The 17,460-nt window shown below is 70.6% G+C and carries 17 protein-coding genes; 9 read left to right on the plus strand and 8 right to left on the minus strand.

Going from position 1 to position 17,460, the window contains the following annotated elements:
* Positions 1 to 12 precede the first annotated feature (12 nt).
* Genes ACT80S_RS04305 through pcp form a run of 5 tightly spaced genes read right to left on the minus strand, consistent with a single transcriptional unit; the run spans position 13 to position 3,808 of the window.
* Positions 13 to 681, minus strand: coding sequence for a site-2 protease family protein (locus tag ACT80S_RS04305; protein ID WP_377413078.1), 669 nt, complete (start codon positions 679 to 681; stop codon positions 13 to 15).
* Between the two features lie 42 nt (positions 682 to 723).
* A complete protein-coding gene (locus ACT80S_RS04310; protein ID WP_377413081.1) occupies positions 724 to 1,359 on the minus strand; it encodes an L-threonylcarbamoyladenylate synthase in 636 nt (211 codons plus the stop codon).
* 44 nt (positions 1,360 to 1,403) lie between these two features.
* On the minus strand, positions 1,404 to 2,294 hold the full coding sequence (locus tag ACT80S_RS04315; RefSeq protein WP_377413083.1) for a DMT family transporter: 891 nt from the start codon (positions 2,292 to 2,294) through the stop codon (positions 1,404 to 1,406).
* Positions 2,291 to 3,142: a 3',5'-nucleoside bisphosphate phosphatase gene (locus ACT80S_RS04320; protein WP_377413087.1), complete on the minus strand. Its 852-nt coding sequence runs from the start codon at positions 3,140 to 3,142 to the stop codon at positions 2,291 to 2,293. Before ACT80S_RS04320 ends, ACT80S_RS04315 begins: the two co-directional genes overlap by 4 nt.
* Before the next feature lie 9 nt (positions 3,143 to 3,151).
* Positions 3,152 to 3,808 (minus strand): pyroglutamyl-peptidase I, encoded by a 657-nt coding sequence (gene pcp, locus ACT80S_RS04325; RefSeq protein WP_377413886.1) that lies wholly within the window; start codon positions 3,806 to 3,808, stop codon positions 3,152 to 3,154.
* Positions 3,809 to 3,920: 112 nt separating this feature from the next.
* Here pcp and ACT80S_RS04330 point away from each other — a divergent pair, with 112 nt between their 5' ends.
* From ACT80S_RS04330 to ACT80S_RS04340, 3 genes are all read left to right on the plus strand, one after another.
* Positions 3,921 to 5,006: a transporter gene (locus tag ACT80S_RS04330; RefSeq protein WP_377413090.1), complete on the plus strand. Its 1,086-nt coding sequence runs from the start codon at positions 3,921 to 3,923 to the stop codon at positions 5,004 to 5,006.
* Positions 5,007 to 5,181: 175 nt separating this feature from the next.
* Positions 5,182 to 5,793, plus strand: coding sequence for an OmpW/AlkL family protein (locus ACT80S_RS04335; protein ID WP_377413094.1), 612 nt, complete (start codon positions 5,182 to 5,184; stop codon positions 5,791 to 5,793).
* 106 nt (positions 5,794 to 5,899) lie between these two features.
* Positions 5,900 to 7,348, plus strand: a complete 1,449-nt coding sequence (locus ACT80S_RS04340) for a DEAD/DEAH box helicase (RefSeq protein WP_377413097.1) — start codon at positions 5,900 to 5,902, stop codon at positions 7,346 to 7,348.
* A 143-nt stretch (positions 7,349 to 7,491) separates the two neighbouring features.
* On the opposite strand, the gene ACT80S_RS04345 is transcribed toward ACT80S_RS04340, so the two are convergent.
* Entirely contained in the window at positions 7,492 to 8,328 is an 837-nt protein-coding gene (locus tag ACT80S_RS04345; RefSeq protein ID WP_377413100.1) for a symmetrical bis(5'-nucleosyl)-tetraphosphatase, read from the minus strand.
* Positions 8,329 to 8,354: 26 nt separating this feature from the next.
* Between ACT80S_RS04345 and ACT80S_RS04350 the strand changes: the two genes are divergently transcribed.
* Complete coding sequence (locus tag ACT80S_RS04350) at positions 8,355 to 9,650, plus strand: hemolysin family protein (protein ID WP_377413103.1); 1,296 nt, start codon at positions 8,355 to 8,357, stop codon at positions 9,648 to 9,650.
* Between the two features lie 24 nt (positions 9,651 to 9,674).
* Here the strand turns inward: ACT80S_RS04350 and ACT80S_RS04355 are convergent, their stop codons facing one another.
* Both ACT80S_RS04355 and ACT80S_RS04360 read right to left on the minus strand, forming a co-directional pair.
* Positions 9,675 to 9,953 carry a hypothetical protein gene (locus ACT80S_RS04355; RefSeq protein ID WP_377413106.1) on the minus strand — a complete coding sequence of 93 codons (279 nt, stop codon included), beginning with the start codon at positions 9,951 to 9,953 and terminating at the stop codon, positions 9,675 to 9,677.
* 83 nt (positions 9,954 to 10,036) lie between these two features.
* The gene (locus ACT80S_RS04360; RefSeq protein WP_377413109.1) at positions 10,037 to 11,050 is read right to left on the minus strand and encodes a glycoside hydrolase family 5 protein; all 1,014 of its coding nucleotides are present in this window, start codon (positions 11,048 to 11,050) and stop codon (positions 10,037 to 10,039) included.
* Between the two features lie 219 nt (positions 11,051 to 11,269).
* Here ACT80S_RS04360 and ACT80S_RS04365 point away from each other — a divergent pair, with 219 nt between their 5' ends.
* The 5 genes from ACT80S_RS04365 to ACT80S_RS04385 are packed head-to-tail and all read left to right on the plus strand — an operon-like array spanning position 11,270 to position 17,450.
* A complete protein-coding gene (locus ACT80S_RS04365; RefSeq protein WP_377413112.1) occupies positions 11,270 to 13,207 on the plus strand; it encodes an AMP-dependent synthetase/ligase in 1,938 nt (645 codons plus the stop codon).
* 14 nt (positions 13,208 to 13,221) lie between these two features.
* Positions 13,222 to 14,043: an ABC transporter ATP-binding protein gene (locus ACT80S_RS04370; RefSeq protein ID WP_377413888.1), complete on the plus strand. Its 822-nt coding sequence runs from the start codon at positions 13,222 to 13,224 to the stop codon at positions 14,041 to 14,043.
* A 16-nt stretch (positions 14,044 to 14,059) separates the two neighbouring features.
* On the plus strand, positions 14,060 to 14,989 hold the full coding sequence (locus ACT80S_RS04375; RefSeq protein WP_377413114.1) for a branched-chain amino acid ABC transporter permease: 930 nt from the start codon (positions 14,060 to 14,062) through the stop codon (positions 14,987 to 14,989).
* Between the two features lie 15 nt (positions 14,990 to 15,004).
* Positions 15,005 to 16,081, plus strand: coding sequence for a branched-chain amino acid ABC transporter permease (locus ACT80S_RS04380; RefSeq protein WP_377413116.1), 1,077 nt, complete (start codon positions 15,005 to 15,007; stop codon positions 16,079 to 16,081).
* 46 nt (positions 16,082 to 16,127) lie between these two features.
* Entirely contained in the window at positions 16,128 to 17,450 is a 1,323-nt protein-coding gene (locus tag ACT80S_RS04385) for an ABC transporter substrate-binding protein (protein WP_377413118.1), read from the plus strand.
* Positions 17,451 to 17,460 lie beyond the last annotated feature (10 nt).

The following is a 17,460-nucleotide window of genomic DNA, read 5'->3' on the forward strand; positions in this document are numbered from 1 at the left end:
GCGGCGAAGAGGTCAGGGAAGCAGGGCGTGCAGCGGCGCCAGCAGCAGGTTCAGGGCGGAATAGCCCAGGGCGATCAGGGGGCGCAGCCACAGCGAGCCGACCACGCCGACCACCACCAGGGCCATCACGATGAAGAAGCCCCAGGGTTCCAGGCGGGCGACGGCCACGGCCGGCCGCCGCGGCAGCAGGCCCACCAGGATGCGGCCGCCGTCCAGGGGCGGCAGCGGAAACAGGTTGAAGGCCCACATCACCAGGTTCACCAGCACGCCGGCGCGGCACATCTCGACGAAGAAGGGCTCGTCGATGCCGGCGGCCGCCATCAGCGTGAAGCCCACCGCCCACAGGATCGCCTGCGCGAAGTTGGCGGCGGGCCCGGCCAGGGCCACCCAGATCATGTCCCGCTTGGGGCGGCGCAGGCGGCTGAAGTCCACCGGCACCGGGCGCGCGTAGCCGAAAAGGAAGGCGCCCGCGGTGGCGAAATACAGCAGCAGCGGCATCAGGATGGTGCCGACCGGGTCGATGTGGGGCAGGGGGTTGAGCGTGACCCGCCCCATCTGCGTGGCGGTGGGGTCGCCGAACAGGCGGGCGGCGTAGCCGTGGGCGGCCTCGTGCACGGTGATGGCGAACAGCACCGGCAGGGCGTAGACCAGGACTTTCTGGACGAGGGCGTTGAAATCCACGGGGTGGATTGTCTCAGAGCGGTCCGTGACCCCTGCGCCGGCTCAGAGACCGAGCAGGGCGACGTCGCCGCGGCCCTCGCGCAGGACCACCGCCTCCCCGCCGTCGCCCATGGGGGTGAGGTCGACCACGGTGGTGGGCTGGGAGGGGCAGGCGCCGGCGTCGATCACCGCGGCGACCGGGTGCTCGAAGCGCTCGCGGATCTCGTGGGCGTCGTTCAGGGGCAGGTCCTCGCCGGGCGGGATCAGCGTGGTCGCCAGCAGCGGCGCGCCGTGCAGCGCCAGCAGCGCCTGCAGCGCGGTGTGCTCGGGCACCCGCAGGCCGATGGTCTTGCGCTGGGGGTGGCTCACGCGCCGCGGCACTTCCTTCGTGGCCTCGAGGATGAAGGTGAAGGCGCCGGGCGTGGCGGCCTTGAGCAGGCGGTACTGGCGGTTGTCCACCCGGGCGTAGCTGGCCAGCTCGCTCAGGTCCCGGCACAGGAGCGTCAGGTGGTGCTTCTCGTCCACCCCGCGGATCTGGCGCAGGCGGTCCACCGCGGACTTGTCGTCCAGGTGGCAGACCAGGGCGTAGCTGGAATCGGTGGGCACGGCGACCACGCCGCCGCGTTCGAGCAGGGCCACGGCCTGCTTCAGCAGCCGCGCCTGCGGGTTGTCGGGATGGACTTCGAAGTACTGGGCCATGGAAGGAATGCCTGGATGCCGTGATTGTCCGCGCTCGCGGCGGGTCAGGCCCGGCGCTGCTCGAACACCGTCAGCGCCGCGCCGCCCACGCCGCACAGCGCGATCAGCGCCATCCCCAGCAAGGACCAGCCGTCCGGCACATGGTCGAACAGGATCCAGCCGGCCGCCATGGCGAAGGCGATCTGCGCGTACATGGTGGGCATCAGCGCGGCCGCCGGCGCCCGCTGGTAGGCCAGGATCAGGAGCAGGTGGCCGACCGCGGCCAGCACGCCCATGAGGGCGATCAGCCCCCACATCGCCGGCGAGACCGCGGCGCCCCAGACCCAGGGCAGCAGCGGCATCACCACCAGCGCCCCGACCCAGCTGGTGTACAGGTGCATGGTCAGCGGGTTCTCGGTGCGGGCCATGCGGCTCGTGATCAGCTGGAAGGCGGTGTTGGCCGCGATGTGCACCAGCGGCAGCAGCATCGCCAGCGTGAAGGCCTCGCCGCCCGGCCGCAGGATCACCAGCGTGCCGGTGAAGCCGCCGGCCACCAGGCTCCAGCGCAGGGGCGAGACATGCTCCTTGAAGAACAGGCCGGCCATCAGCGTGATCACCAGCGGCGCGACCAGCACGATGGCGGTGAACTCGCCGACCGGCATGTAGTGCATGGCGACGAACAGGATCACCGTGGTCGTCGCCAGCAGCAGGCCGCGCACCAGGTGCATCAGCGGCGCGCGGGTGCGCAGGATGCCGGGGCCGCCCATGGGCAGCACGAAGGCGGTGGTCAGCACGGCCTGCACCAGGTAGCGGGCCCACACGGCCAGCAGCGTCGGCACGCCGGCGAGCATCACCACCTTGGAGGTGGAGTCCATCGAGGCGAAGAACACGGTGGCCGCCAGGCACATCGTGATGCCCGCCACCACGCGCCCCGGGCGGGTGCCGGTGCGTATCACTGGACGCGGTCCGCCAGCAGCTCCCACACCGGCGTGAGGCCGCCGGGCAGCCAGGGCAGCTGGCCCAGGTCGGTGTGGCTTTCGCCGGGGCTGTGGAAGTCGCTGCCGCGGGAGGCGGCGAGCTCGAACTCGCGCGCCATGTCGGCGTACTTCACGTATTCGGCGGCGGTGTGGCTGCCGGTGACCACTTCGACGCCGCGCCCGCCATGGGCCTTGAATTCGGAGAAGAAGGCGTATTCCTCGTTGGCGCTGAAGTCGTAGCGGGCCGGGTGGGCGATCACCGCGATGCCGCCGGCAGCGGTGATCCAGCCCACCGCGTCGGCCAGCTTCGCCCAGCGGTGCGGCACGAAGCCGGGCTTGCCCTCGGTGAGGTAGCGGCGGAACACCTCGCCGGTGTCGCGGCACACGCCGGCCTCCACGAGGAAGCGGGCGAAGTGGGTGCGCGAGACCAGCTCGGGGTTGCCCACGTACTTGAGGGCGCCCTCGTAGGCGCCCTGGATGCCCACCTGCGCCAGCTGCTGCGACATCTCCTGCGCGCGCTCGCCGCGGCCGCCGCGGGTGGCGGCCAGGCCCTGGCGCAGGGCGGCGTCGTCGGCGTCGAAGCCCAGGCCGACGATGTGCACGGTCTGGCCGGCGAAGGTCACCGAGATCTCGGTGCCGGTGAGGTACTTCATGCCGGCGTCGCGGGCGGCGGCGAGGGCGCGGTGCTGGCCGCCGACCTCGTCATGGTCGGTCAGCGACCACAGCTCGACGCCGTTGGCGGCCGCGCGCTGCGCCAGCGCCTCCGGGGTGAGGGTGCCGTCGGAGACGACGGAGTGGCAGTGCAGGTCGGCGTTGAGGATGGACACGTTGCGATTTTAGTTTGCGTCCGCTGGCGCGCCGTGGAGCGTGCCGGCGTCGATGTCGAGGTCCTGCCGCACCCGGGCGGCGCAGTCCAGCGCGAGGCGCAGGCCCTGCACGCTGCGCTCCAGCGCCAGCGAGGGCTCGCCCTGCTGCGGCAGCCACGGCAGGTGCATGAAGCCCCCGCGCGTGGCGGCCAGTCGCGGCTGCGCCAGCCGGTGCATCAGGCCGTAGAAGACGTGGTTGCAGACGAAGGTGCCGGCGCTCAGGGACACCTCGGCGGGCAGGCCGGCGGCGCGCAGCGCCTCGCGCATGGCCTTGACCGGCAGGGTGGCGAAGTAGGCCGCGGGCGCGCCGGGCACCACCGGCCGGTCGATCGGGCGGGCGCCGGCGTTGTCCGGGATGCGCGCGTCGTCGAGGTTGAGGGCCACCCGCTCCAGGCAGAGGGCGGCGCGCCCGCCGGCCTGGCCGCAGGCCAGCACCAGCGCCGGCCGATGCGCCTCGAGCAGGGCGTCCAGCCGCGCCAGCGAGGCGCCGAAGGCCGTCGGCAGCACCGCCGACACCACCTGGAGGCCCGCCACGCGCTCGCCGTCCAGGGCCCTGACGGCCTGCGCGCTCGGGTTCAGCGCCTGCCCGTCGAACGGCTCGAACCCGGTCAGCAGGATGCGCGGCAAGGTGGACATCGGGTCACTCTACCGCAGGCCCGCGCCCAGGTCCGGACCGCGGGGGCTTGCCTACTATTGATGAGTTGGCTGTAATTCACGAAACGAATTGATTCAGGACCCCATGCCCCACCTTCCCCTGACGCTCCGAAGCCTGGCCCTGGCCTGTGCGGTGGTGGCCGGCCCGGCCGGCGCGGCCGAGGGCTTCCAGGTGCGCTACAACCTGGCCGGCACCCTGGGCGGCGAGCTGTTCGCCCCGGTCGACCTGCGGGGCGTGGCGGTCGGCCTGGTGCGCTCCGATGCGCGGCTGGACAAGATCACCGGCCCGGACGGCGGCGTGGTCCGGCTGAACGTGCCAGGCGGCACCCTGCCGGCGCCGGCGGCGCAGAACCCCACCTTCCCGGCCACCTCGCCGCAGGTGGACACGACCGGCGAACTCACCCAGTACAACCTGCTGCTGGCGCGCATCACGCCCGCCGAGCGCGGCGACGAGCGCTGGGTGGTGGGCCTGAACCTGCCCTACGCGGCGCGCAAGGCCCAGAAGAGCCGGGTCTCCGGGCCGACCCCGGCGCTGAGCTTCCAGCCCACGGTCGGTCCCGCCCTGCGCGCCGGGGCCGGCGCCACGTTCAACACCCTGTACCAGGGCCAGCTCGCGGCGCTGGGGACGGCCGAGTCGACCGCCGTCGAGGGCGTGGGCGACGTGGAGCTGCAATTCGGCTGGATGCGCCGCACCGAGCCCCTGCGCCTGCAGGCCGGCGCCTCGCTGGTGGTGCCCACCGGCCGCTTCGACCCTGCCGCCGGCACCGATGTCAGCCTGGGCAAGTTCTACACGCTGCGCCCGGTCGTCCAGGCGGTGTGGCTGCCGTCGCCCGAGGTCTCGCTGGGCGGGCGCATGACCTACGGGATCAGCAACCGCAATGACGACACCGGCGTGCGCGGCGGCAACTGGCTGAGCCTGGAGGGCGCCGCCGGCGGCCTCACCCGCTGGGGTGCGTTGGGGCTGCAGGGCATCCACGTGCAGCAGGTGCAGGACGACAGCGGCAGTCCCCGGGGCGGCAACCGCCTGCGGGCCTCGCACCTGGGCGTGTTCTATTCGGCCCAGATCCCGGTGATCGAGACCGGCCTGAGCGTGAACTACATGGCCACCACCGACTCGCGCAACGCCCGCCACGGGCGCTACCTGCAGGTGCGCCTCGCCCGGCTCTTCTGAGCCCGCGGCGCCCCGGCCGGCCGGGGTGGCTTGATATTCGTCAAATTGACTTGTTGCGCTGCCGCAACCGGCGGTGGCGGGGTTGACCTGCGTCAATTCGTGGGGTCGGGCGACTTTTACAGTCGATTCGACCAGGGGTTTTCCCTTGGCCCATCGGAAACTGGAGAAACCCAAGATGAAAAAGACCTCTGTCCTCCTCGCCCTCGCCGCCCTCGGCTTCGCCGGCCATGCCCTGGCCCAGCAGAGCCCCTGGCTGGTCCGCGCCCGCGCCGTGCACCTGAACATGGCCGACAAGTCGGAGGCCATTCCCGCCCTGGGCGTCGGTGCCGACCAGATCACGGTCAACAACAAGACCATCCCCGAGGTGGACATCACCTACTTCGTGACCCCGAACATCGCCGCCGAGCTGGTCCTGACCATCCCGCAGAAGCAGACGGTGAGCATCGCCGGCACCGACGTGGGCACCTTCAAGCACCTGCCGCCCACGCTGACCGTGCAGTACCACTTCAGCCCGGCCGCCCAGGTCAGCCCCTACCTCGGCGCCGGCGTGAACTACACCCGCATCAGCAGCGTCAAGCTGCTGGGCGGCGCCGGCGACCTGGAGAACCAGTCCTTCGGCCTGGCCGTGCAGGCGGGCGTGGACTACAAGCTGGACAAGAACTGGTCCCTGAACCTCGACCTGAAGAAGGTCCAGATCCGCTCCGACGTGTTCGCCGGCGGCTCCAAGGTCAGCGCCGTCAAGCTGGACCCGTGGCTGCTGGGCGTGGGCGTGGGCTACCGCTTCTAAGCCGCAAGCGCATCCCTTCCAGGGTGCGGGGGGCGGGTCGGCAGACCCGCCCCTTTTTCCTGTCCTGCCCCCGCCCGCCCCCCAGATGCGACAATCCGGGGTTGAGATGACTGCTCCCTATTCCTCCCTCTCGCTGGCCGAGCCCCTGAAGCGTGCCGTGGCCGACATGGGCTACGAGAACATGACGCCCATCCAGGCCCAGGCCATCCCGGTGGTCCTGACCGGCAAGGACGTCATGGGCGCCGCCCAGACCGGCACCGGCAAGACCGCTGCCTTCTCGCTGCCCCTGCTGCAACGCCTGCTCAAGCACGAGAACACGTCCACCTCCCCGGCCCGCCACCCCGTGCGTGCCCTGGTGCTGCTGCCCACCCGCGAGCTGGCCGACCAGGTCGCCCAGCAGATCAAGCTCTACGCCAAGTACACGAACCTGCGCAGCGCCGTGGTGTTCGGCGGCATGGACATGAAGCCCCAGACGCTGGAGCTGAAGAAGGGCGTCGAGGTGCTGGTCGCCACGCCCGGCCGCCTGCTGGACCACATCGAGGCCAAGAACGCGGTGCTCAACCAGGTCGAGTACGTGGTGCTCGACGAGGCCGACCGCATGCTGGACATCGGCTTCCTGCCCGACCTGCAGCGCATCCTGTCCTACCTGCCCAAGCAGCGCACCACGCTGCTGTTCTCGGCCACCTTCTCGCCCGAGATCAAGCGCCTGGCCGGCAGCTACCTGAACGACCCGGTCACCATCGAGGTGGCCCGCCCGAACGAGACCGCCTCCACCGTCGAACAGCACTTCTACAGCGTGCTCGACGACGACAAGCGCCGCGCCCTGACCCAGATCGTGCGCCAGCGCGAGGTGCGCCAGGCCTTCGTCTTCGTCAACTCCAAGCTCGGCTGCGCCCGCCTGGCGCGCTCGCTGGAGCGTGACGGCTTCAAGACCACCGCCCTGCACGGCGACAAGAGCCAGGACGAGCGCCTGAAGGCGCTGGCCGCCTTCAAGGCCGGCGAGGTCCAGCTGCTGGTGGCCACCGACGTCGCCGCCCGCGGCCTGGACATCAAGGACGTGCCGGCGGTGTTCAACTTCGACATCCCTTTCAACCCCGAGGACTACGTGCACCGCATCGGCCGCACCGGCCGCGCCGGCGCCTCGGGCCTGGCGGTGAGCTTCGTCTCGGGCAGCGACGGCCGACTCGTCGCCGACCTCGAGAAGCTGCTGAAGAAGAAGCTGGACCTCGAGGCCGTCGAGTTCGAGGAAGACCGCCCGCGCGGCCGCATCAACGATGGCCGCCGCACCTGGCGTGACCGTGATGAGCGGGACCCCCGCGAGCCGCGCGCCGCGCAGGAGCGCCCGCGCGAGCCCCGCGCGCCGCGCCCGCCCGCCGCGCCGCGCGACCCGTTCTTCGACCGGCCCTACGAGGCCACCGCCCCCGCCGAGGCGGCCGCGCCCGCCTGGGAGACGGCCGCCAAGCCGGCGACCAGCCGCGTCTCGTCCAACATCAAGACCAAGCGCAAGGTCGCGGCCCTGTTCAAGGCCGCAGCGCCCGCGACGCCGGCCGCCTGAGCCGCCGCCGGCATGCCGGCCGCCTGGCCGGCGCGCCGGCCCTCGCTGCAGCCCGGCGTGCCGCCGGCAGCGCCGCGCTAAGTCGCCACGTCCAGCCGCCACGTCCAGCCGCCACGTCCAGCCGCCACGTCCAGCCGCCACGTTCAGTCGCCGCCTGGCGACTGGGACTGTTCGCAGACGACCTGGATCAGCTCGTGCCGGTCCGGGTCGGCCTCCAGCCGCAGCGCGGAGAGGCAGCCGCCCCACACGCATCCCGAGTCCAGGGCCAGCAGGTCCGGGCGCAGCAGCACGCCCAGGGTGGACCAGTGGCCGCAGGCGATGGGGGTGCCCGCCGTGCGCCGGCCCGGCACCGCGAACCAGGGCAGGGTGCCTTCGGGCGCCTGGTCCGGCCGGCCCGAGGCCTTGAGGTGCATGACGCCCTCGGGCGAGCAGAAGCGCAGGCGCGTCAGCGCATTCACCACCACCCGCAGCCGGTCGGTGCCGGTGAGGGCGTCGTCCCAGCGATCGGGCTGATTGCCGAACATGCTGCCGAGGAAGGCCACATGGTCCGGCCCGCGCAGCACCGCCTCCACCTCGCCCGCCAGGGCCATCACCTGCGCGACGTCCCACTGCGGCAGCACGCCGGCATGGACCATCAGCAGCCCGTGCGCGCGCAGGGCCATCGGCTGGTGGCGCAGCCACTCGAGCAGGGCCTCGCGGTCGGGCGCCTGCAGCACCCGGTCCACCGTGTCGCCGGGGTGCGGCGTGCGAAAGCCCTGGGCCACCGCCAGCAGGCTCAGGTCGTGGTTGCCCAGGAGGCAGCGCGCCGAGCTGCCGTAGCCCATGAGGCGGCGCAGCACGGCGTCGGAGTCGGGCCCGCGGTTCACCAGGTCGCCGAGCAGGTAGAGGGTGTCGCGGCTGGGGGAGAAGTCGATCTTGTGCAGCAGGCGGCCCAGGGCTGCGTCGCAGCCCTGCACGTCGCCGATCAGGTAGAGTGCCATGGCCCCGATTCTCCCCTTCCCCCTCGATGGATGTCCTCCTCATCGCGCTGCTGACGGTCCTCAACGGCGTGTTCGCCATGTCCGAGATGGCCCTGGCCTCCAGCCGCAAGGCGCGCCTGTCCGCCATGTCCGAGGCCGGCGACCCCGGCGCTCGCGCCGCGCTCGGCCTGATGGAGCAGCCCACGCAGTTCCTGTCGACGGTGCAGGTGGGCATCACCTCCATCGGCGTGCTCAATGGCATCGTGGGCGAGGCGGCCTTCAGCGCCGGCCTGGCGCAGTGGCTCATGGACCTGGGGGCCGGGCCGAAGCCGGCGGGCATCGCCGCGACGGGCATCGTCGTGGCGATCATCACCTTCGTGACCATCATCTTCGGCGAGCTGGTGCCCAAGCGCATCGGCCAGCTCTATCCCGAGACCGTGGCGCGCTGGGTCGCGCGGCCCATGGCCGGCCTGGCGCGGGCGGCGGGGCCCTTCGTGCGCGCGCTGTCGGCGGCCACGCAGGCGGTGCTCAAGGTCCTGCGCATCGACACCGGGCGCGAGCGCACCATCACCCACGAGGAGCTCTCGCACAGCCTGGAGGAGGGCGTGGACGCCGGCGTCTTCGCGCAGCACGAGCGCCAGATGGTGCAGAACGTGTTCCACCTCGACGAGCGCACCCTGGTGTCGATGATGCTGCCGCGCACCGACATCGAGTGGCTGGACGCCGGCCTGCCGGTGCGCGAGGCGCTGGCCCAGGCCGGGCGCGCCGGCGCGCACTCCTGGTACCCGGTGTGCCGCGGCTCGCTGGACGACGTGGTGGGCGTGGTGAGCATCGCCCGCCTGCTGGCGCTCGACCCGGGTGACGACCGCCCGGTGGCGGCCCATGCCGTGGCGGCGGCCTTCCTGCCCGAGACCCTGACCGGCCTGGAGCTGCTGGAGCAGTTCCGCGCGCATGCCGCGCGGATGGTGTTCGTGGTGGACGAGTACGGCGTGGTGCAGGGCCTGATGACCCCGCATGACCTGCTGGAGGCCATCACCGGCGAGCTCAAGCCGGTGGTGCAGGCCGAGGCCTGGGCCACGCCGCGCGACGACGGCTCGTGGCTGCTGGACGGCCTGATGCCGGTGTCCGAGCTCAAGGCCCGCCTCGACATCAAGGAGCTGCCCGACGAGGAGCGCGGGCGCTACAACACGCTGGCCGGCCTGCTCATGGCGGTGTCGGGGCACCTGCCGTCGACGGGCGAGCGCATCGACTGCGGCGGCTGGCTGTTCGAGGTGGTGGACCTCGACGGCCGCCGCATCGACAAGGTGCTGGCCTTGCCGCTGCCCCCGGCGGCCGCCGCCTGACAGGCCCCGCGGCCGCGCGGCGCCTTACCAGGCGAGGGCGGGTCGAAGGCTGGTGTTGGACCCACCCAAGGCCTGGGTCAGGGTGGGTAGTTGCGTCTCGACGACTGCCGAGCCCAGGACAGCAAGGAGTGCATCCACGTCGCGGTCGGTGAGGGGCGAGTGGTCGCGGATCCACCGACGGCTGACGGGCTTGACCGTCATCGTTGACAGGATCCGGTAGATCGGCGCGATCCGCAGGCCGTCCGGGAGGTCGGGCCAGCGCTTGAGCCGGTAGGAGCGGTTGTCGATGGAAGGATGGGCCATGGAGACAGTGTGGGCGGCCCCCGCGCCGGCGCCTTAGTGGTTCTGCCTCCACCGCGCTAGGTCGATTGCGCAAGCCGAAGGTATTAGTCCAGCAGCGCCCGCCGCAGCGGCTCCACCCAGCGCCCCGCCGCGGGGTCCCACACCCCGGAAAAGTCGGAGGCCAGCTCCCACCAGGCCCAGCCGATGCCCCGGCGCTCGGCCTCGTCGCGCACCAGCCGGGCGTAGGCCGCGCGCGAGGCCAGGTCGCCCGCGCGGTAGGCGCCGAACTCGCCCAGGTGCAGCGGCACGCCCTGGGCCCGGCTCCAGCGCACCGCGTCGTCGAGCGCGCGCGCCACCTGGGCGCGCTGGGCCTCGCTGCAGCAGGCCTGGCCGGTGGGCAGCACCTGCGGCCGCCAGGGCACGCCCTGGTGGGTGAAGTCGAACGGGTCGTAGCTGTGGATGCTGGCGATCAGGTTCGCATCGCGCGGCAGGCGCAGCGCGGGCAGGGCGCGCGGGTGGTTCCACTCGCCCGGGCCCACCAGCACCACCCGGCGCGGGTTGGTCTCGCGCACCGCCGCCAGCGCGCGCGCGGCCAGCCGGTTCCAGGCCTCGCCCTCGAGCCGGCCATTGGGTTCGTTGAACAGCTCGAACAGCAGGCGCGGCGGGCGGCCCTGGTAGCGGCGCGCCACCTGCCGCCACAGGTTTACCAGGCGCTCGTCCACCACCGCGGGGTCCACCGCGAACTCGCGCGGGTGCAGCGCGCCGCCGGTGGCCTGGCTGTAGTGGTGCAGGTTGACGATCACCCACGCGCCGCGCGCCAGCAGCGCGTCGACCACCGTGTCCACGCGCCGCGCGAAGGCCTCGTCGATCGTCGCGTCGGCGCCGGGCGCGGCATGGTTGCTCCAGCGCACCGGCACGCGCACCGTGCGGAAGTGCCGCGCCGCCAGGGCCACCAGCGCCGGCTCGGCGCGCACGCCCCAGTCGCCCTCGCGCGGGGCCTCGAGCATGTTGCCCAGGTTGATGCCGCGGCCCAGCGCGCGCGCAGTCTCGCAGGCCGCGCGGCTGACCGCGTGGCAGGCCATCCGCGACTCGCCCCAGGCCGGCGAAGCGCTGGTCAACGTGACAACGAGGAGGAGGTGCGCGGCGCACCGCGCGAGCAGGCCCATGCCGTCATCCTGACGCGAGCCTTGCGCGGCCGAGGTTACGAGGCGTTTTTCGTTCAGGGTTTGTCCTAGCCGGAACTGTCCACGCCCGAACAGTCCGCGCCTCCCCGCGGCGAACAGAATCCAGCCATCGTGGACCTGCGTGTCCGCCCCCGAGGCTCTGGAAGCACAAGAATGACCCAAGAGACATTCCCGCAACTGCTGCAGCAGCATGCCCGCGACCGCGGCGATCGCGCCGCCCTGCGCGAGAAGGAATACGGCATCTGGCAGACGCTGACCTGGTCCAAGCTGGCCTCGCTCGTCGAGCACATCGCCTGCGGCCTGCACCAGGCCGGCCTGGCGCGCGGCGAGCACCTCGTCGTGATCGGCGCCAACCGCCCGCGCCTGTACGCCACCATGCTGGCCGCGCAGTCCCTCGGCGCCATCCCGATTCCCCTGTACCAGGACGCCGCGGCGCCCGAGTGCGTCTTCCCGATCAACAACGCCGGCGTGCGCTTCGCGATGGTCGAGGACCAGGAGCAGGTGGACAAGCTGATCGAGGTGCGCGAGCAGTGCCCGCAGCTCACGCACATCTGGTACGACGACCCGCGCGGCCTTCGCAACTACACCGACCCGGGCCTGAGCTCGGTCGACGAGCTGGTGGCGGCCGGCAAGGTCTTCGCCGGCCAGCATCCCGCCTTCTACGCGGGCGAGGTGGCCCAGGGCCGCGGCGGCGACGTCGCCGCCATGTTCTTCACCTCCGGCACCACCGGCACGCCCAAGGGCGTGGTGCACACGCACCATTCGCTGCTCGATCGCGCCCGCGCCGGCGCCGAGTTCGACCGCCTCACCGAGAAGGAGGAGGTGCTGGCCTACCTGCCGCCCGCGTGGATCGGCCAGAACATCTTCTCCTATGCCCAGTGGCTGGCCTGCGGCTACGTGGTGAACTGCCCCGAGTCCGCCGGCACGGTGATGATCGACCTCAAGGAGATCGGCCCCACCTACTACTTCGCGCCGCCGCGCGTGTTCGAGGGCCTGCTCACGAGCGTGATGATCCGCATGGAGGATGCGGGCGCCATCAAGCGCCGGATGTTCCATGCCTGCATGGGCGTCGCGCGCCGCGTCGGCCCCGCACTGCGTGACGGCAAGGCCGTCTCGTTCCTGGACCGTGTGAAGTACGCCATCGGCGACCTGCTGGTCTACGGCCCGCTGCGCAACAACCTGGGCATGTCCCGCGTGCGCGTGGCCTACACCGCGGGCGAGGCCATCGGCCCCGACCTCTTCACCTTCTACCGCGCCATCGGCATCAACCTGAAGCAGCTGTACGGCTCCACCGAGACCGCGGTGTTCGTCTGCATGCAGCCGGACCACGAGGTCAAGGCCGACACCGTGGGCGTGCCCTGCCGCGACGTGAAGATCAAGGTCTCCGACTCCGGCGAGATCCTGGTGCAGTCGCCCGGCCTGCTCAAGGAGTACTACAAGAACCCGGCGGCCACCGCCGAGGTGCGCACCGAGGACGGCTGGTACCGCACCGGCGACGCCGGCTTCCTCGACGCGCAGGGCCACCTGAAGATCATCGACCGCGCCAAGGACGTGGGCCGCATGGCCGACGGCTCGATGTTCGCGCCCAAGTACATCGAGAACAAGCTCAAGTTCTTCCCCCACATCAAGGAAGCCGTGGCCGTGGGCGACGGGCGCGACCGCGTCTGCGCCATGATCAACATCGACTTCGACGCGGTGGGCAACTGGGCCGAGCGCCGCAACCTGCCCTATGCCGGCTACACCGACCTGGCGGGCAAGGTCGAGGTCTACTCCCTGATCAAGGACTGCGTCGAGCAGGTCAACGCCGATCTCGCCAACGACGAGCGCCTGGCCGGCTCGCAGGTCCACCGCTTCCTGGTCCTGCACAAGGAGCTGGACGCCGACGACGGCGAACTCACGCGCACCAACAAGGTCCGCCGCGGATTCGTCGCCGAGAAGTACGCGGTGCTGGTCGACGCCCTGTACGGCGGCAAGTCCGAGCAGTTCATCGAGACCCAGGTGAAGTTCGAGGACGGCCGCACCGGCAGCGTGAGCGCCACGCTGAAGATCGCCGACACCCAGACCTTCCCGCCCCTGAAGGCCGCAGCATGAAGATCGAGACCGACATGGCAAACCCCGGAGCAGGCGCGCAGCAGGACGGCGGCAGCGGCCGCAAGATCGGCGACGTGATCCTGGACGTGCAGAACATCTCGCTGTCCTTCGGCGGCGTGAAGGCGCTCACCGACATCTCGTTCAACGTGCGCGAGCACGAGATCCGCTCGATCATCGGCCCCAACGGCGCCGGCAAGAGCTCCATGCTCAATTGCATCAACGGCGTCTACCACCCCCAGCAGGGCGTGATCACCTTCCGCGGCAAGCAGTTCCGCGACATGAACTCGCGCCAGGTCGCCGAGATGGGCGTGGCCCGCACCTTCCAGAACCTGGCCCTGTTCAAGGGCATGAGCGTGCTGGACAACATCATGTCCGGCCGCAACCTGAAGATCAAAAGCAACCTGCTGATGCAGGCGCTGCGCCTCGGCCCGGCCGAACGCGAGGAGATGCGGCACCGCGAGTTCGTGGAACGCATCATCGACTTCCTGGAGATCCAGGCTTTCCGCAAGACCCCGGTGGGCCAGCTGCCCTACGGCCTGCAAAAGCGCGTGGACCTGGGCCGCGCGCTGGCGATGGAGCCGCAGGTGCTGCTGCTGGACGAGCCCATGGCCGGCATGAACCTGGAGGAGAAGCAGGACATGTGCCGCTTCATCCTCGACGTGAACGACGAATTCGGCACCACCGTGGTCCTGATCGAGCACGACATGGGCGTGGTCATGGACATCTCCGACCGCGTGGTGGTGCTGGACTACGGCAAGAAGATCGGCGACGGCACCCCCGACGAGGTGCGCAACAACCCGGACGTGATTCGCGCGTACCTGGGTACCTCGCACTGAGAGGGAGGCAAGACAAATGGGATTCTTCCTTGAGACCCTGCTGGGCGGCCTGATGGCCGGCATGCTCTATTCGCTGGTGGCCCTGGGCTTCGTCCTGATCTTCAAGGCCTCGGGCGTGTTCAACTTCGCCCAGGGCGCGATGGTGCTGTTCGGCGCGCTGGCCATGGCCCGCTTCGCCGAGTGGATCCCGGCCTGGACCGGCATCGACAGCAAGGTCGTCGCCAACGTCGCGGCCTTCCTGATCGCCGGCGCCATCATGTTCGCGGTGGCCTGGCTGATCGAGGCGCTGGTGCTGCGCCACCTGGTCAACCAGGAGGGCGCCACGCTGCTCATGGCCACGCTGGGCATCACCTACTTCCTCGAGGGCGCGGGCCAGACCCTGTTCGGCAGCAGCATCTACAAGATCGACATCGGCATGCCCAAGGACCCGGTGATGGCGTTCGAGGGCGTGTTCCAGGGCGGCATCCTGATCAACCAGGAGGACCTCATCGCCGCCGGCATCGCCGCGGCGCTGGTGGCCCTGCTGACCCTGTTCTTCCAGAAGACCGCCACCGGCCGCGCCCTGCGCGCGGTGGCAGACGACCACCAGGCCGCGCAGTCCATCGGCATCCCGCTCAATCGCATCTGGGTGATCGTGTGGTGCGTGGCCGGCGTGGTGGCCCTGGTGGCCGGGATGATCTGGGGCTCCAAGCTGGGCGTGCAGTTCTCGCTCGCCACGGTGGCCCTGCGCGCGCTGCCGGTGGTGATCCTGGGCGGCCTGACCTCGGTGCCCGGCGCCATCATCGGCGGCCTGATCATCGGCGTGGGCGAGAAGCTCTCGGAGATCTACCTGGGCCCGCTGGTGGGCGGCGGCATCGAGATCTGGTTCGCCTACGTGCTGGCGCTGGGCTTCCTGCTGGTGCGGCCGCAGGGCCTGTTCGGCGAAAAAATCATCGACCGCGTGTAAGGGGAGGAGACCAAGATGCTTTACCGCGAGAACGGTCAGTTCAAGACCACCTACCGTGCCGACCAGCAGATCTTCCCGATCGCGCAGGACCGCATCGTCATCGTCGCCCTGGTGCTGGCCGCCTTCCTGGTGGTGCCGGCCCTGGCCTCGGACTACCTGTTCCAGGCCGTGCTGCTGCCCTTCGTGATCATGTCGCTGGCGGCGCTGGGCGTGAACATCCTGGTCGGCTACTGCGGCCAGATCTCCCTGGGCTCCGGCGCCTTCATGGCGGTGGGGGCCTATGGCGCCTACAACTTCTTCGTGCGCTTCGAGGGCATGCCCCTGGTGCCCGCGCTGCTGCTCGGGGGCCTGTGCGCCACCTTCTTCGGCATCCTGTTCGGCCTGCCCTCGCTGCGCGTGAAGGGCCTGTACCTGGCGGTGGCCACGCTGGCCGCGCAGTTCTTCTCCGACTGGATGTTCCTGCGCATCAAGTGGCTGACGAACGACTCGCCCTCGGGTTCGGTCTCGGCCGCCGGCCTGCAGGTCTTCGGCATCCCGATCGACACGCCCCAGTCCAAGTACTGGCTGTGCCTGGCGATCCTGGTGGTCATCGCCCTCATGGCCAAGAACCTGGTGCGCAGCGCCATCGGCCGCGAGTGGATGGCGATCCGCGACATGGACGTGGCCGCCGCCGTGATCGGCATCCGCCCGATGTACGCCAAGCTCAGCGCCTTCGCGGTCAGCTCCTTCATCATCGGCGTGGCCGGCGCGCTGTGGGCCTTCGTCTACCTGGGCACCTGGGAGCCCGCCGCCTTCTCGGTGGACCTGTCCTTCCGCCTGCTGTTCATGGTGATCATCGGCGGCCTGGGCTCCATCATGGGCAGCTTCTTCGGCGCCGCCTTCATCGTGGTGCTCCCCATTCTCCTGAACCAGTTCCTGCCGGGGTTCCTGGGCCTGTTCGGCCTGGAGATCTCCACCGCCGGCCTGTCGCATGCCGAGTTCATGATCTTCGGCGCGCTGATCGTCTGGTTCCTGATCGTCGAGCCGCACGGCCTGGCCCGCCTGTGGTCCACCGGCAAGCAGAAGCTGCGCCTGTGGCCCTTCCCGCACTGAGTCCCGTCCCGTCGTTTTCCAAGCAAGCACTCCAGGAGACAAAACCATGAAACTTCGCACCCTCGCCACGGCCGGCCTGATGGCCGTCGCCGCCCTGGGCTCCAGCGCCGCGCTGGCGCAGGCCAAGGACCAGTTCTTCCCGCTGCTGTCCTACCGCACCGGTCCCTTCGGCCCCAACGGCACGCCCTGGGCCAACGGCAAGCAGGACTACATCAAGCTGATCAACGCCCGCGACGGCGGCATCAACGGCGTCAAGCTCACCTTCGAGGAGTGCGAGACCGGCTACGCCACCGACCGCGGCGTGGAGTGCTACGAGCGCCTCAAGGGCCGCCCGGGCGTGACCCTGTTCGACCCGCAGTCCACCGGCATCACCTTCGCGCTGACCGACAAGGTGATCAACGACAAGATCCCGCTGCTGACCCTGGGCTACGGCCTGTCGGTGTCGCAGGACGGCATGGCCTTCAAGTGGAACTTCCCCCTCATGGGCAGCTACTGGACCGGCGCCGACATCCTGATCCAGCACATCGCCAAGAAGGAAGGCGGCGCGGAAAAGCTCAAGGGCAAGAAGATCGCCCTCGTGTACCACGACTCGCCCTTCGGCAAGGAGCCGATCCCGCTGCTGCAGGAGCGCGCCAAGATGCACGGCTTCGACCTGTCGCTGATCCCGGTGACGGCGCCCGGCGTGGAGCAGAAGGCCACCTGGCTGCAGGTGCGCCAGCAGCGTCCCGACTACGTCCTGCTCTGGGGCTGGGGCGTGATGAACTCCACCGCCCTGAAGGAGGCCCAGGCCACCGGCTACCCGCGCGACAAGATGTACGGCGTGTGGTGGGCCGGCGCCGAGCCGGATGCCAAGGACGTGGGCGAGGGCGCCAAGGGCTACAACGCGCTGGCGCTGAACACCTCGGGCACCCAGCCCAAGGTGATGCAGGACATCCTGGCCCTGGTGCATGGCAAGGGCCAGGGCACCGGCCCGAAGGACGAAGTGGGCAGCGTGCTGTACACCCGCGGCGTCATCATCCAGATGCTCTCCGTCGAGGCCGTGCGCCGCGCCCAGGAGCGTTTCGGCAAGGGCAAGGTCATGACCCCCGAGCAGGTGCGCTGGGGCCTGGAGAACCTGAACCTGGACCAGAAGCGCCTGGACGCCCTGGGCTTCGCCGGCGTGATGCGTCCGCTGTCCACCAGCTGCGCCGACCACATGGGTTCCACCTGGGCCCGCATCCACACCTGGGACGGCAGCAAGTGGAACATGGGCAACGACTGGTACCAGGCCGACGAGCAGATCATCAAGCCGATGGTCAAGGCCGGCTCGGAGAAGTACCTGGCCGACAAGAAGCTGCAGCGCCGCGACGCGAAGGACTGCCAGTCCTGATGGGTCTTCG

The sequence above is a fragment of the Ramlibacter sp. MAHUQ-53 genome (assembly GCF_052600055.1).